Raw genomic sequence first — 14,689 nt, forward strand, 5'->3', positions numbered from 1 at the left:
ACGCCCACGTGGTCCCGTGGCTCAGCACGCACGGGCAAACCACGGCATGTGAACGCATCCGCTGAAAAAGCGCGTATCATCGGAAATACGTCAGCCTAAAGGCCGATGCCCGCAATGGGTATCGGCCTTTAGCGTACTTTGGGGCGAGGGGCAAAAACAACGTTGCTTTTCGTATAACCACGTATGTGATGAAGTAGCTGAAAGGATGATATGGCGCTGGTAGTAGAGGCGGCAGGGGGCATACTCTACCGATGGCGGGGGGATTTCCGCGGCTGGACGAAATTCGTCGATCATGATCAGACACCCGAGGGGGCATCTCCCCATGCGGTGCTGGATGAGATCGAGGTGTGCGTGGTGCACCGGCCGCGCTACGACGACTGGACATGGCCCAAGGGCAGAGTCGATCCAAACGAGACGCCGCTGCACGCGGCCGTGCGCGAGATCGGCGAGGAAACCGGTATGAACGTGGAGCTGGGCGCATACATCGGCGAGGTCGAATACGCGCTGGAGGACGAGGGCCGCAACGCCCGCCACGGCAAGGCCGCGAAACGGCTCGACACCAAGCACGTGCGCTACTGGATGGCCACGCCTCTGGACGACGAGGCCAAGCAGCGTCTGCGCACCGCATTCGGTCCCATCCGGCTCGCCGATCGCGAGGAGATCGACAGCGTGGTGTGGCTGCCCGTCTTCCGTGCGCGCCGCATCCTCACCCATCCGCTCGACCGTGACGTCCTCGACCAGTTCGTGGATCGCGTGGAGGAGGGCGCCGCATTCGCCCGCACGGTTCTGCTAGTCCGGCATGCCAAGGCCGAGGCCCGGAAGACCTGGAACGGCACCGACGCCGATCGTCCGATCACGCCACGCGGCGCGGCCGCCGCCTATGCGCTGGGACGCGAGCTCGCCTGCTACAACCCATCGCGGTTGGTCTCTTCGCCGTGGCGCCGCTGCCAAGAAACGCTCAAGATCCTCTCCTGGCAGACCGGCATGCCGCTGGAGAATGCCGATCCCCTGACTGAGGACGCCTTCGCCGCGGATCCGGACGCCGCCTGGGAGTGCTTTCTGGATCAGATCAAGCGCACCGTCGCCGACGGCCGCAACACGGCGATCTGCATGCACCGGCCGGTGATCGGCGGCATTTTCGCCCATCTGCGTACAATATGTGCCACGAAGGCCCTGGCCAAACGACTCATCTCCTCAACGCCGTACATGCCCACCGGCACCGCCATCATGTTCAGCGTCGTCGATGGGAAGGATGGCCCCGTAATCATCAACATTCAGAAAGTGACGCCGATTGTCTACTAGTTCCTCAGGTTCCGTGCACGCCGCGGGGTCGGGGTTCGCGCCCGCGCGTCTGGGCGCATCCCGTCCCGCACGACCCGCTCAACTCGACCCGGCGCTGGTCAACCAGATCGCCGGCGGGGTCGACCCCGAACAGCTCAGCGATCTGGCCCATTCCACCGCGGCCTCGCTGCTCGATCGCGTGCACCACACCGAGGATCCCGAGGTGGTGCGCCGCGTGCTCACCCTGGTGGATATGGAGGGCGTGGATCTGGTGGCCGAACTGTGGAGCCACGCCGAGCCCGATTCGCTGCCCGGCATCCTGTGGCGCCTGTACATGCTGCGCACGTGGATGACCCGCGACCGCGAATCGATCTCCCGCCTGTGGCGCATGGGCGAGCCGGTGGCCACCGCGGCCTCCGCCATCGCCGGCGTCGATCAAGCGCCCACCGAGGACGACATCGCACGCACCGCCGATTCGATCCTCTCCGGCGCGTTCACCGGCGACTTCGCGGTGGCGCTGGAGCGCGCAAGTGCGTTCTGCGACGTGATCGTGGCCGGGATCGCCGCCGAGGCCAAGCGCCGCAACGCCTATCTGGAGCACCGCACCGACGGCCATGCGCAGCGCGCCGCCATCGCCCGCATGCTCCACCACGCCGCCTCGCTGCGCCAGAGTGCCGAGGACTTCCGCCACGGGGCCATCCTGTGGAGGCGCGGCAAACTCGAATAGCACGGCGGGGCGATGCGGCTCGCCGATTCGCGCATCCGGGCGTCATGCCGTACACTATGAGGGCGCGTCGGGCCGTGCTTAAGCCCCGGGCTCCATTTTTTGCCGCTGCGAGCGGCCTTTGCGCCGACAGGCGCTTTCACGGTTCGGCGCGTTTCAACCTCATTCGTGGCTTACTCTTGAAGTATGGAACTTCATGTACTGAATCACCCGCTTGTTGAGCACAAGCTCACCGTTCTGCGCGACAAGAACACCCCGTCCAGCACCTTCCGCGAGCTCGTCTCCGAACTCGTCATGCTCGAGGCCTACGAGGCCACCCGCAACCTGTCCGTCGTGGCCAAGCCCATCGAAACCCCCGTGGCCCCCATGACCGGCAAGAAGCTGGCCGAGCCCCGTCCGATCATCGTCCCCGTCCTGCGCGCCGGCTTGGGCATGCTCGACGGCATGACCCGCCTCATCCCCACCGCCGAAGTCGGCTTCCTCGGCATGAAGCGCGACGAGGAGCATCCCACCCAGCAGATCACCTACGCCAACCGTCTGCCCGACGACCTCTCTGGCCGCCAGTGCTTCCTCATCGACCCAATGCTCGCCACCGGCGGCACTCTGGTCGCCGCCACCCACTATCTGGCCGATCGTGGCGCCAAGGACGTCACCGCCATCAACATCATCGCCGCCCCCGAAGGCATCAAGTATGTTGAGGAGCACATCGACCCCTCCATCGACTTCAAGGTCGTCGTCTGCGCCGTCGACGAGCGCCTGAACGACAAGTGCTACATCGTGCCGGGACTGGGCGACGCCGGCGATCGCCTCTATGGCGTCGTCGACTAACGGAGCGTCCCCTGCGCTGAGCCGTCAAGCGGACAGCCCGGCGGGCTGTCCGTAGACGAACACGTTGGTCGATTCCGCCGCCTTGATTTTGGCAGTGCGCATGGTCATTGCTGCGTAAAGGTTAAGGATCCTTCGCTGCGCTCAGGATGACCGGGGACGCGACTCAGGATGACGCAATGAAAATGGGGCTGCACTCGAAAGTGCAGCCCCAATCAGTTCCAGCGCCTGTTCAGTAGCGCCTCAATAGCGCCTCAGTAGCGCGAGGGGACGAACGCCTCGAAGATGAAGCGGTCGAAGTGCGGCGCGGACTCCTCCAGCTCGGCGGAGGAGCGCACAGTCCAGGAGACCGTGGTGGCGCCCATCGTGCGGGCCAGACGCACCTGCGGGGAGTCGCCGCCATGCCAGTCGTAGGCGATGAAATCGGGGCGGGACAGCCAATCGAAGGCCAGCAGGCCGGCCAGCCACTCGGTGGCGGCCTTCTTGTCCGTGCCGAAGGAGGCGGCGTCCGCGAGCTGGCCGCGGTTGACCTCCGGACGGTTCTGCTTGTACCAGTTCACCGCGCCCGGATGGAACGATTCGATCACGTACGGGCCATCGTAGGCACGCAGCAGGGCGTCGCCCTTCTCCATGAGCTCGTCGTCGCGGTCGGACCAGTCGAAGCCGTTGAACTTGTATTCCACGATCAGCGGCACATGGCCCCTGACCTCCTTGAGCACGTCGGAGAACAGCGGGACGTGCTGGTAGTAGCCATCCGGCGCGGAGGCGGCCGCGGCGTCCAGCGGCTTGGCCACCGCATCGCCGGGCTTGGCGGGGGCGGGGAACAGCGGGATCCGCGTGAGCTCGTCGTACGTGAGGTCCGCGATGCGGCGGGGATCGCCGGCCACGCGCTCCAGATCGGCGTCATGCACCACCACGACCTGACCATCGGCCGTCAGCTGCAGGTCCAGCTCGATGCCGTAGCCGGCCTCGCGCGCGGCGGCGAAGGAGGCCAGCGAGTTCTCGGGGGCGATGGAACCGGCGAAATCGGCGCTGCCGTAGCCGGCCTTCACCGCCATCTTGCGGGCGAGGGCCACGTAGTCGCCGCTCTCCTGCTCATAGCCGGCGACCAGGCCGGAGCCTGCGTCGTGCAGGCCGCGGTGGGCGTAGGGCACATCGAGGATGCCCGGCACGTTGTGCCTCGACTTGTCGAATCCCGGACGCGGGGCGATCGCCAGCACGCCGGCACCGGCGGCGACGGCGCCCGCCGCCAACAGCTTCTTGCCAAAACCCATGGTGGGCCTCCTTGGAAGACTTTGGTGCGACGGGATGATCCGCCGCAGTCATACACACCAAACTAGCACCCGCGTTGCCCCGGACGGCGGATAACCCGGCCGTCCGGGCGCGCAAACGGGCGCACGAACGGGCGCGCAGCCGGACACGCAAACGCGATCAGGCATCCACCCCTCGCGGCAGGGCCTCGGAGATGTCCATGACCTTCACGTCCTGGCGGCGCGACAGCCAGTTGGCGAAGCGCGAGATGGCCAAGTTCACGAGGATGTAGATCAGCGCGATCACCAGATACACCGGGATCAGGCTGGAGAAGTTCGCGATCAGCACCTTGGCGTTGACCATGAGCTCCGGATAGGTGACCACGTATCCGAAGGACGTGTCCTTGACCACCACCACGAGCTGCGTGACCAGCGTGGGCGTGACGATGCGGAACATCTGCGGCATGACCACATAGCGGAAGTTCTGCCAGTCGGTGAGGCCCAGCGAGACGCCGGCCTCCTTCTGCCCCTTGGGCACGGCGGCGGCGCCCGCGCGGTACACCTCCGCAAGCACGGCCGAGGCGTAGGCGGACACGGGGATCACGACCATCCAGTACGTGCTCACCTTGAGGCCCATCTGCGCGGGCACCAGGAACATGGCGTAGATGAACAGCAGGGTGGGCGTGCCGCGAAAGAATTCGATGAACGCGGTGGCCAGCCAGCTGACGGGCTTGAACTTCGAGGTGCGGCCCAGCATGAGGATGAGCCCCACCACCAGAGCGATCGCGCCGGCGCCCAGGGCCGCGCGCATGGTGCCCAACAGGCCCATGCCGATGAACTCCCAGACGTTGAGCTGGGCGAAGAAGTACCAGTACTGCGAGGCGAGCTGGCCCTTGATGTAGAAGCGGTAGACGATCCACGCCACCAGCGCCGCAAGGGCCGCGGCGGATAAGACGGTGCCGATCAGGATGCGCCGGCGGGCGCGGGGGCCGGTGGTCTCGAAGAGGGCGGCCTCGGTGGGTGTCATCGCCATATCGCGAGCCTCCTTTCAAGCCTGCGTCCCAGGAACGCAATGAGCAATCCGGTGAACACGTACATGAGGGCGGCCACAAGGAACGTGGTGACGCCCAGCGCCTCGGCGTTGTTGATCTCGGCAACCAGTCCGGTGAGCTCCTTGTGCGCGATGGGCACCAGCGAGCCGACCGAAGAGCTGATGACCACGGAGATGGCCAGCGTGACCATGGGCTGCACCACGGCTCTCAGGGCCTGCGGCAGGACGATCGAGCCGACGATCTGCCCGAACCCGAGGCCGAGCGAGCGGGCCGCCTGGATCTGGCCGGCGTCGATGGTGTTGATGCCGGTGCGCAGGTTCTCGCATGCGAAGGACGAAGAGACCAGCACCAGCGCGAGGATGGCGCTGGGCTCGTAGTCCGCCACGATGCCCAGATCCGGCAGCGCGTACACGATGAACACGAGCAGGCACAGGACCGGCATGTTGCGGAAGACCTCCACGTAGACGGTGACCGCGCCGCGCAGGGGCGGGATGGGGCTCACGCGGGCCACGGTGAGCAGGATGCTCACCAGGAAGCCGCCGACGAAGCCCAGCACCGCGATGCGCAGGGAAACCAGATACGCGGCTATGAACGATTGGCCGTATGTGGCGATGAGGTATTGGAAGTCGGCGAACACCGCGGCCTCCTTTCTGTGGGTCTGTTATGGGTTTCGGGGCGTGTGTTCCGATCGTTCCTGATCGTTCCGGTCGGTCCCGGAAACGGCCCCGAATATGGGTCGAAGGACCCTCGGGCCATTGGGCCAAGGATCCTTCGAGCTACTACGATTCGGCAAAGGGCTAAACGAGCTCACTGCTCGATTTCCGGCGGGGTGGGCACGGTGGTCACACCGGTGCGGTCGCCGATGGTGACCTTCCACAGCTTGGCCCAGGTGCCGTCGGCCTCGATCTTCTTGAGCCAGTCGTTCACGAACGCGGCGGCGTCGGAGTCCTTGGGCAGGCCGATGCCGTACGGATCCTTGTTGCCGAAGGGCTCGCCGACGATCTTGAAGTCGTTCGGGGACTTGACGAGGGTGCCCAGCTGCAGGGTCTGGTCGACCACGTAGGCGTCCACACGGCCCTGACGCAGGGCCTGGGTGGCCTCGGCGTCGGTCTGGAACTCCTGCACGGTGGCCTGCGGGGCCACGCCGGCCACGATCTGCGGGCCGGTGGAGCCGCCCTGAACGGCCACCTTCTTGCCGTTGAGCGAATCGACGCCGGTGATGTCCGTGTTGTTCTTGGAGACCAGGATGGCCTGCTGGGAGACGTAGTACGGGCCGGCGAAGGAGATCTTCTCCTTGCGCTTGTCGTTGATGGTGTAGGTGGCGAACACGCTGTTCACGGTGCCGTTCTGCAGCACGGACTCACGGGTGGAGGAGTCGACCACGGTCAGCTCGGTCTTGGCGTCGCCCAGGATGTAGCGGGCGAGCAGCTGGCTCAGGCCGGCGTCGAAGCCGCGCACCTTGTTGTCCGTGGTGGACTGCAGGGAGAACAGCTGGGAGGTCTTGGTGCCGCCCACCTTGAGGACGCCGGCCTCCTTGACGGACTTGGCCCAGGCGTTGGCCTCCACGGTGGCGGAATCGGCCACGGCGCCCGCGTTGATGATCGCGTCGTAGTCGGAGACGTTGAGATCCGTGCTGGCGGAGGAGCTGGACGAACCGCCGGAAGCGGGGGCGGAGGAGCTGTTGGCCGCGGTAGGGGCCTCGCCGCAGCCGGCCGCGAACAGCAGACCGGAGGCGACGGCGAGCGCCGCGATCTTGCGCAGCACGTTGGTCTTGAAAGTGGTCATGATGGATTCCTCTCTGTTGGTGGTCCCCACAATAGCGAATCCATATGGCGCGCGGGTTGCGGAATCCGCGATTTTCGCTCCCGGATGCTATCGCAATTTCTTATAGCGGGCTACCGCCGCCTGGCCTTGCGTCCCTTGAAGTAGATGTCGAACACGATCCATGCGGACAGCACGAAGGCCACCACATAACCCATGAAGCCCACGATCGGAATGCCGAACACCACCGGCTTGATGCCCGCGTAGTACACGATTGACGAGCCGATGAACAGGCCCACCACGATCAGGGCCATCGTCAGGCGGTTGACCATGTCGCTGAGCATGCGCATGGGCTCGTCGGCGCCCACCAGCTCGGCGTTGACGCGCAGCTGCCCGCGCGTGAGCATGCGCGTGGCCACCTTGGCCTCCCCCATCGTGGCGAGCAGGCCGTGCAGTGCCCTCATGCCCTCCACGCCCAGGGATCTGGCCTCGTCCTTGGCGAAGTCGCGCTTGGACTTGGACGCGGCGATGTGGTTCGAGATGATCTCGATCATGTTCACGTCCGGGATGAACTCGTCCAACAGGCCCTCAAGCGTCACGAGCGCGCGTCCCACCGTGGTCACCGAGCTCGGCACCTCGATGCGGTGGCGGGCGGCGAGCCCGGTGAGCGCGTTGAGCAGCGAGGCGATGTCCAGATCCTTGAGGTCGATCGTGCCGAATTCCTTGACGATCACGTCCAGATCGGCCAGCAGGGCCGGGTAGTCCTCCGGATCGGCCTCCCCGCCGGCAAAGCGCAGCAGGCCGTCGGCGAGCGCGGGCGAATCCTGCTTGGCCACGGCGAAGATCATCTCCTGCAGCACCGACCGGGTCTTGGCGTTGAGACGACCGGTCATGCCCAGATCGATCAGGACGATCTTGCCGCCGGAGACCATGATGTTGCCGGGATGCGGGTCGGCATGGAAGAAGCCGTCGTCCAGGATCTGCGTGGAATAGTTGTCCACCAGCTTCGTGCCGATCTCCTTGAGGTCGTAGCCGGCGTCGATGAGCTGGCGGGGATGGGAGACGGAGATGCCCTCGATGTAGTCCATCACCACCACGTGCTGCGTGCACAGGCGCATGTACGGTTTGGGGCAGTCCATGTAGGCGTAGGAGGCGCAGAACGCCTTGAAGTCGCGCAGGTTGCGGGCCTCCACGAGGAAGTCGGTCTCCGCCTCGAAGGTCTCCCACAGCTCCTCGACCACGCCCTGCAGGTCCACCACCTGGGCGGTGTGCACGAATTTGGTGGCGTAGCGGGCCACCGAGCGCATGATGTCCACGTCCTGGGCCATGACCGCGCGCACGCCGGGGCGCTGCACCTTGACGGCCACGTCCTCGCCGGTCACCAGCGTGGCGCGATGGACCTGCGCGAGGGACGCGGAGCCGAGCGGGGTGGGGTCGATGTGCCGGAAGATCTCCTTGATCGGCCGGCCGTACTCGTGCTCGAGGGTCTCCAGCACGGTGGCGTAGGGCATGGGATCGGCGTCGGCGCGCAGCTTGGACAGCTCGTCGCAGAACGATTGGGGCAGCATCTCCGATCGCATGGACAGGATCTGGCCCACCTTGACGAAGGTGGGGCCCAGGGCCTCGAACATGAGGCGCATCTTGACCGGGGTGAGGCCGTGCATCACGTCGAACTGCGTGCAGATCCTCCAGATCTGGCGCAGGCGCTTGAGCTTGCCGCGCCGGGTCAGGTGGTAGCGCGAGGAGAAGGAATCGTGCCGGTTCCCGAACAGTTCCAGGGTCTGCGGGGAGCGCGGGTCGTAGTCGGAAACGGGGATGTCGTTGTAGTAGCCGGCGTCCGACGGTTCGGCGCCGTTGCGATTGTGCAGGGGATCGTCCGGCATGGGCATGGTGGGGCCGAACTGGGTGGCGAGGCGTTCCGCGCCTTCGGGGAGCGTCCCTGCTGCCGTCTCGGTTGTTGTTTCGGTTGCCGCCCCATTCTGCGGATGGCCGTCCTGGGTACGACCGTCCTGGGTACGACCGTCCTGCGGGTACGACGAAACCCCGCCGGGCGCGTCGGACGTCTTCGCGGTCCCCGTCTTGGGATCGCGGACGTCCTTCGCCTTCCCGGCGGGGGTGTTGGTCCTGTGTTTCCGGTTGGAGGAGCTCACGCCTCAGGCTTGGCCTCGTCCTCATCGGCCGGGGTGGTGTCCACGACCTCCGGGGATTCGGCGGGCTTGGCCTCGCCGGCCTTGGCGACCGTCTCCTTGATGGTGTGCTTGAGCTCGGTGTTGAGGGCCTTGCCCTGCTCCACGGTCAGCTCACCCTTCTTGACCAGATCGTCGACGATCTCGCTGCCCTTCTCGTACGTGGTGGCCAGGGCGCCGACGCCCGCCAGAAAGACCTTGCGCAGGCCCTCGCCCAGATCCAGATTCGCCATGATGCGCCTCCTTGGCTTGTAGGTGACTCGTCTGTAGGTGCAGTTCCAAGCCTACCCACTCGCCGGGCGTTTGTCATTCCACACTTGGACCGATTCCGCTGATTTGGGGCTGATCTGGGGCTGATCTGGGCCGAATCGGACGTCACCGGGTGCGAGCTTGGCGTCACGCGGCGCGGATACCGTCACGCGGAGCGATCGCGCCCGGTGACGCACCCTGAAAACCCTTGAAAAACAAGGCCTCCCAGACAGCGTCACACGGAGCGGGCGCACCAAGTGACGCAATTCCGGACGGGTTGGCGGTGATCACGCGGCCCCAGTCCACCAGCACCACGCGGTCCCTGTGCCGTGGCGCGAACGCGAGGATCTCACGGTTGCTCTCCACGGCCCACGGCTCGCTGGGTGAATGGGTGCCGACGAGCACGAGGATGCGATCGGGGCCGATGATGTCGAGGACCCGGTCGAGCCTTGAACGGGAACCGCTCAGCGCGGGCGGGAGGCGGCCACGCGGCGGGCTTCGGCCGCGGCGACGTCGAGACGGGCGAGCTCGGCGCGCATGGCGTCGTCGCCTTGGTCCTCGAAGGAGCCGTAGCGGCGTTCGGCGGCCGTGCGGATGAGGAAGTCGGCGATGGCCGGGTTCTTGGGCAGCAGGGAGCCGTGCATGTAGGTGCCGATCACGTTGTTGACGCGCGCGCCCTCGGTGTGGTCCTCGCCGTTGTTGCCGCGGCCGTCCTGATCGACTCGCCCAAGGGGACTGACCCCTTCGCGCAGGAAGGTCTGGCCGGAGTGGTTCTCGTAGCCGATCACATCGCCGAAGTCGTCGGAATGCTCTACAAGGTTGCCGATCATGCGCACGTCCCGGCCCACTGTGTAGGCGCCGATCACGCCGATGCCGTCGAGCCGGGAGCCGTCCACGGTCTCGAAGTACTCGCCGAACAGCTGGTACAGGCCGCAGATCATGAGCATCGGCACGCCGTCCGAGGCAAGCGATCGCAGCAGCTCCGCGCGCTCGAAGAAGTCGCGGATGATCTTCTTCTGGCCGGTGTCCTGCCCGCCGCCGCCCAGGATCAGGTCCACATGGTCGGGCCATCGGTCGCCCTGGTTGTAGGCGTGGATGCGCGCCTCGTATCCGCGCAGCTCCAGCCGGCGGCGCACCACGAGCACGTTGCCGGAATCGCCGTAGATGTTCATGTCCTTGGGATACAGGGACACGATGTCAATGGGTTTCGCGTCGGTCATCTTCGTCTCCTTCCGTACTGATCGCCCTGATCATCCCGATCGTTCCGGCCGACCCGTCAGCGTCCCACGCCGACGTCGGCCACGTGGGCGATCTTCGCGAGCGCGGCGCGCACGTGGAGCATGGCCGTGTAGGTGCAGTAGATGTGCTTGGTGGCTCCGGGGTTCGCGGCCACGAAGGCGTTCAGCGCCGCGTCGATGTCCGGCTCCACGCGGGGCGCGGCCACCTGATCGTAGCCGAGGCGCAGGGCCATGTCCCAGGCACGCACGCCGGAGACCATCGCCACGCCGGTTTCACGCAGGGAGGTGAAGTCCACGTCCCACAGCCAGCTCATGTCGCGGCCGTCGGCGTATTCGTCGTTGATGACGATCATCGTGTCCGCGCCGGCGGGCGGGAAGCTGGCGAGCGAGAGGCGGAAGCCCATGGGGTTCTTGACCAGCAGGAGCTCCACCGGCGAGCCGTTCACGTCGATGATCTCCCCTCGGCCGAACGCCGGGGTGACGTGCGAAACGGCGGCGAGCAGCTCGTCGTCGGAGGCCTGGCGGGACGAGTCGCGCAGCACCGCGCGCACCACGGCGAGCGCGGCGGCCGCGTTGTACAGGTTGTACACACCCTCAAGGCGGACCTTGGTGGTCAGGTTCCGGCCGTCCATGAGGAAATCGGCCTCGTGGTCGCCCACGCGGGTCAGGGCCACGTCGGCCTGCAGCGGCGGATGGGCGGCGCTGACGAGGGGCGCGTGGGACGGCTCGGAGGGGATTGCGGGGACGGGCTGCGGCTCTTTGGGCTGCTCCGCGGGCTGCGGCTCCGATTCGACGGCGACCGTGGTGGCCATGTCGTCGTCCGAGGGGAAGGCCGACTTCAGATCGTCCGACAGGCCGAAGTAGCGCACACAGGTGTTCTTCGGGGCCAGAGTGGCAAGGGCGCTGATGCGCGGATCCTCGCGGTTGAGGACCACCGTGCCCGTGGTCGCGGCCGCCACATGGCCCAGCAGGCGCGCGGTGTTGTCGATCTCGCCGAAGCGGTCCAGCTGATCGCGCATCACGTTGAGCAGCAGGGCATAGCGCGGTCGGATCTGGCGGACGAAGTGCACGGCGTACGCCTCGTCGAGTTCGAGCACGGCGATGTCCGCGTCCAGGCCGTTCACCCCATGCACCTGGGTGAGCAGCGCGGAGACCACGCCGCGCGTGAAGTTCGATCCGGTGGGGTTGGTGAACACCCTGAACCCCAGTTCGGAGAGCATGGAGGCGACCATGCGCGTGGTGGTGGTCTTGCCGTTGGTGCCGGAGACCAGCACCACGCCGTACGGCAGGCGGGAGAGCGTGCGGGACAGGAAGCCCGGATCGATCCGCTCCACCACCCGGCCGGGCAGGGCCGAACCGCCGTGATGGGTCAGCCTGGACAGCGTGCGCACGGCGCGGCCGATGGCCGGCGTGGCGAAGGCGTACCACGGCGTGCGGAACACGGCCGTTTCGATGGACTGCTTGGAATCGGCGGACTGGCTGGATTCGGCAGACTGCTTGGAATCGCTGCCGGAAGCACTAGAAGCCATCTCACACCCCCTGGTTGTTGTAGTCCTGCGGCATGTCCTTGAACTTCGAGGTCGCGCCCAGGAACGCCAGATGGAAGGTCTCGGTGGGGCCGTTGCGGTGCTTGGCCATGATGATGTCGGCCTCGCCGGGACGGTCCTCCTTGTCGTAGAAGTCGGGGCGGTGGACCAGGAACACCACGTCGGCGTCCTGCTCGATCGAGCCCGATTCGCGCAGATCGGACAGCTGCGGCTTCTTGTCGTTGCGCATCTCCGGACCGCGGTTGAGCTGGGAGAGGGCCACCACGGGCACCTCGAGCTCCTTGGCGAGCAGCTTCAACGCGCGGGAGAACTCGGAGACCTCCTGCTGGCGGGACTCGACCTGCTTGCCCGAGCTCATGAGCTGCAGGTAGTCGATCACCACGAGCTTCAGGTCGTTGGTCTGCTTGAGGCGCCGGCATTTGGCGCGGATCTCCATCAGGGACATGTTCGGGCTGTCGTCGATGAACAGCGGGGCGTCGGAAAGCTTGCCCCAGAACTGGTTCAGCGTGTTCCAGCGCTCGGGGGTGATGTCGTCGGCGCGGCGCAGGGCCACGAGCGGGATGTTCGTTTCGGCGGAGATGATGCGCTGGGCGAGCTCCACCTTGCTCATCTCGAGGCTGAAGACGATCGACGTCATGCCGTGGTGCAGGGCCGCGGCGCGCGCGAAGTCGATGCCGAGCGTGGACTTGCCCATGGCCGGGCGTCCCGCGACGACGATCATCTGGCCGGGCTGCAGACCTTGGGTCAGATCGTCGATGTCGCGGAAGCCGGTGGGCACGCCGCGCTCCACATCGCCGTTCTGCAGCTTGTCGATCTGATCGAGCGCATCGTGCACCACCGGGCCGATGGCCGTGTAGTCCTGGCGGACCTTGCCCACGGACATCTCGTAGACCTCGGACTGGGCGAGATTGACCACGTCCTCGGCCTGCGAGCCCTCGGCGGTGTAGCCCAGCTGGGCGATCTTGGTGCCCGCGGCGATCACATTGCGCAGAATCGCGCGCTGGTGGACGATCTCCGCATAATACGTGGCGTTGGCCGCGGTGGGCACGGCGTTGATCAGGCTGTGCAGATAATCGGCGCCGCCCACCTTGTCCAGATCACCGCTTTTGAGCAGCTCGTTGGCCACGAGCACCGCATCCACCGGCTGGCTCTGTGAGAACAGGTTGATGATCGCCTCGTAGATGGTCTGATGCTTGGGCTGGTAGAAATCGGACACGTCGATCATCTGCGAGACCTCGCCGATCGCGTCCTTGCTCATGAGCATGCCGCCGAGCACGGCCATCTCCGCGTCGTCGTCATGCGGCGGGATGCGGTCGAACACCACATCGCCGACCGCCGACGCCGAGCCGCGCGACGCGTTTTCCGGGCGCGGGCCGCCCCAAGAAGTTCCATCTGCCATATCCACGAGTATAGGAGCAGGGTGCGGTCGGGCGGGTTGCGGGGCGCTGGTGGATGCGGCGGTGGGCGTCAGGGCGGGGCGGTCGGACAGTCAGCCGGGCGGACGGCCGGGCAGGCGGCCGGATATACAGCCCAGCGGGCATCCGGGCGTGCATCCGGGCGTGCGATGATGTGGGACGATTCGCACACCGATCATGTGCGGGTGAGCGTGCGCGACACGCGATCGAGACCCCTGTGGATAGAAAATCGAGTTATCCACATATCGGGGATATCTCGGTGGATATCCATCCGACTTATCCACCTTGTGGGGATAAATGAGTGTATAACGTGGGGATATCCACTGGCGTGCGTCAACGTTAATTTGCCGTTAGGTAAACAACGTGCTACGGGAACGTTCGTTGTGGAAAAACTACGGACTTTTCCACGATCGGACGAGGTGCCGGCGAGGGCCGAATCTGAGTTACCCACAGTCCCGCCCACATGCCGTGGATATCCTCACGGGACAAGCTCGATCCGGCCCCAAGGCCCAGCTGCGCGGGGCGCCAAAATGGACACTTTCGAGGCCCGGAATGACCATTCAGGCATCCGGCACGCGCATCGGGTGTCGAAATGGACGAATTCACCGCGAAAAGCGTCCATTTCGGCACCCCACACGCCCCGGTCACACGCCCGGTCACGGCCACTCCGCGTCGCCCTCTCATGTAGTAAAGCCGGACGATTTCGGGCTGATTTTCGTCCGGATTTACTACAGCCGCCACGTCAACAGCCGGATCTGCCCAGTTCGTGCTGGAAAACTGGGCAGATCCGGACGTCCCACCACACAAACTGGGCAGACTCGAACGCCCGCCACACAAACTGGGCAGAACAGGTCAGCTAGACCCTACAATCGGCCTCCAGATGACCGGATCTGCCCAGTTCGCAAATCCAACGGCCGGATCTGCCCAGTTCGCAAATCCAACGGCCGGATCTGCCCAGTTTGCGAGAGACGGGCTTGCGAGAGGATCGGCACCGGGCGGACACCAGGGCAGGCACCGGGCCGAAACAGCCGACACCGGGGACAGAGCATCGGAACAACCCACGCGGACAGGACATATGGGCTCGCGCAATGCGCTGATAAAGTGGCCGCGTGAGTACACAGCGCGCGCATCAGTCCCAACCCCAGCAGCCCCAATCCCAGC

At 65.9% G+C, this 14,689-nt stretch carries 12 protein-coding genes; 3 read left to right on the plus strand and 9 right to left on the minus strand.

Translation table 11 applies throughout. The features are described from left to right. Positions 1-210 precede the first annotated feature (210 nt). The 3 genes from EMO90_RS05760 (at position 211) to upp (ending at position 2,833) form a co-directional block, all read left to right on the plus strand. Positions 211-1,302 (plus strand): NUDIX hydrolase, encoded by a 1,092-nt coding sequence (locus tag EMO90_RS05760; RefSeq protein WP_150354414.1) that lies wholly within the window; start codon positions 211-213, stop codon positions 1,300-1,302. Beyond that, positions 1,292-2,008 (plus strand): hypothetical protein, encoded by a 717-nt coding sequence (locus EMO90_RS05765; RefSeq protein WP_150354415.1) that lies wholly within the window; start codon positions 1,292-1,294, stop codon positions 2,006-2,008. The genes EMO90_RS05760 and EMO90_RS05765 overlap by 11 nt, the downstream gene beginning before the upstream one ends. Before the next feature lie 183 nt (positions 2,009-2,191). Next, positions 2,192-2,833, plus strand: a complete 642-nt coding sequence (gene upp / locus EMO90_RS05770) for a uracil phosphoribosyltransferase (RefSeq protein ID WP_150354416.1) — start codon at positions 2,192-2,194, stop codon at positions 2,831-2,833. 251 nt (positions 2,834-3,084) lie between these two features. Here upp and EMO90_RS05775 read toward each other — a convergent pair whose 3' ends face one another. The 9 genes from EMO90_RS05775 to dnaB all read right to left on the minus strand — a co-directional run bounded on the left by EMO90_RS05775 (position 3,085) and on the right by dnaB (position 13,512). Further along, positions 3,085-4,104 (minus strand): glycerophosphodiester phosphodiesterase family protein, encoded by a 1,020-nt coding sequence (locus tag EMO90_RS05775; protein WP_150354417.1) that lies wholly within the window; start codon positions 4,102-4,104, stop codon positions 3,085-3,087. A 157-nt stretch (positions 4,105-4,261) separates the two neighbouring features. Then, a complete protein-coding gene (locus tag EMO90_RS05780) occupies positions 4,262-5,113 on the minus strand; it encodes an amino acid ABC transporter permease (RefSeq protein WP_223849787.1) in 852 nt (283 codons plus the stop codon). Continuing rightward, positions 5,104-5,769, minus strand: coding sequence for an amino acid ABC transporter permease (locus EMO90_RS05785; RefSeq protein WP_223849788.1), 666 nt, complete (start codon positions 5,767-5,769; stop codon positions 5,104-5,106). Before EMO90_RS05785 ends, EMO90_RS05780 begins: the two co-directional genes overlap by 10 nt. 170 nt (positions 5,770-5,939) lie before the next feature. Next, complete coding sequence (locus tag EMO90_RS05790; RefSeq protein WP_150354418.1) at positions 5,940-6,917, minus strand: glutamate ABC transporter substrate-binding protein; 978 nt, start codon at positions 6,915-6,917, stop codon at positions 5,940-5,942. Positions 6,918-7,027: 110 nt separating this feature from the next. After that, a complete protein-coding gene (locus EMO90_RS05795) occupies positions 7,028-8,776 on the minus strand; it encodes an ABC1 kinase family protein (RefSeq protein ID WP_150354442.1) in 1,749 nt (582 codons plus the stop codon). Between the two features lie 263 nt (positions 8,777-9,039). After that, positions 9,040-9,312, minus strand: coding sequence for a phasin family protein (locus EMO90_RS05800; RefSeq protein WP_150354419.1), 273 nt, complete (start codon positions 9,310-9,312; stop codon positions 9,040-9,042). A gap of 480 nt (positions 9,313-9,792) precedes the next feature. After that, entirely contained in the window at positions 9,793-10,548 is a 756-nt protein-coding gene (locus EMO90_RS05805; RefSeq protein WP_150354420.1) for a type 1 glutamine amidotransferase, read from the minus strand. 56 nt (positions 10,549-10,604) lie between these two features. After that, on the minus strand, positions 10,605-12,095 hold the full coding sequence (locus EMO90_RS05810; protein WP_150354421.1) for a Mur ligase family protein: 1,491 nt from the start codon (positions 12,093-12,095) through the stop codon (positions 10,605-10,607). Position 12,096: 1 nt separating this feature from the next. Continuing rightward, complete coding sequence (gene dnaB / locus EMO90_RS05815) at positions 12,097-13,512, minus strand: replicative DNA helicase (RefSeq protein ID WP_223849789.1); 1,416 nt, start codon at positions 13,510-13,512, stop codon at positions 12,097-12,099. Positions 13,513-14,689: the final 1,177 nt, after the last annotated feature.

Origin of the sequence: Bifidobacterium vespertilionis (assembly GCF_008698145.1) — a bacterium.
Taxonomy (GTDB): Bacteria; Actinomycetota; Actinomycetes; order Actinomycetales; family Bifidobacteriaceae; genus Bifidobacterium; species Bifidobacterium vespertilionis.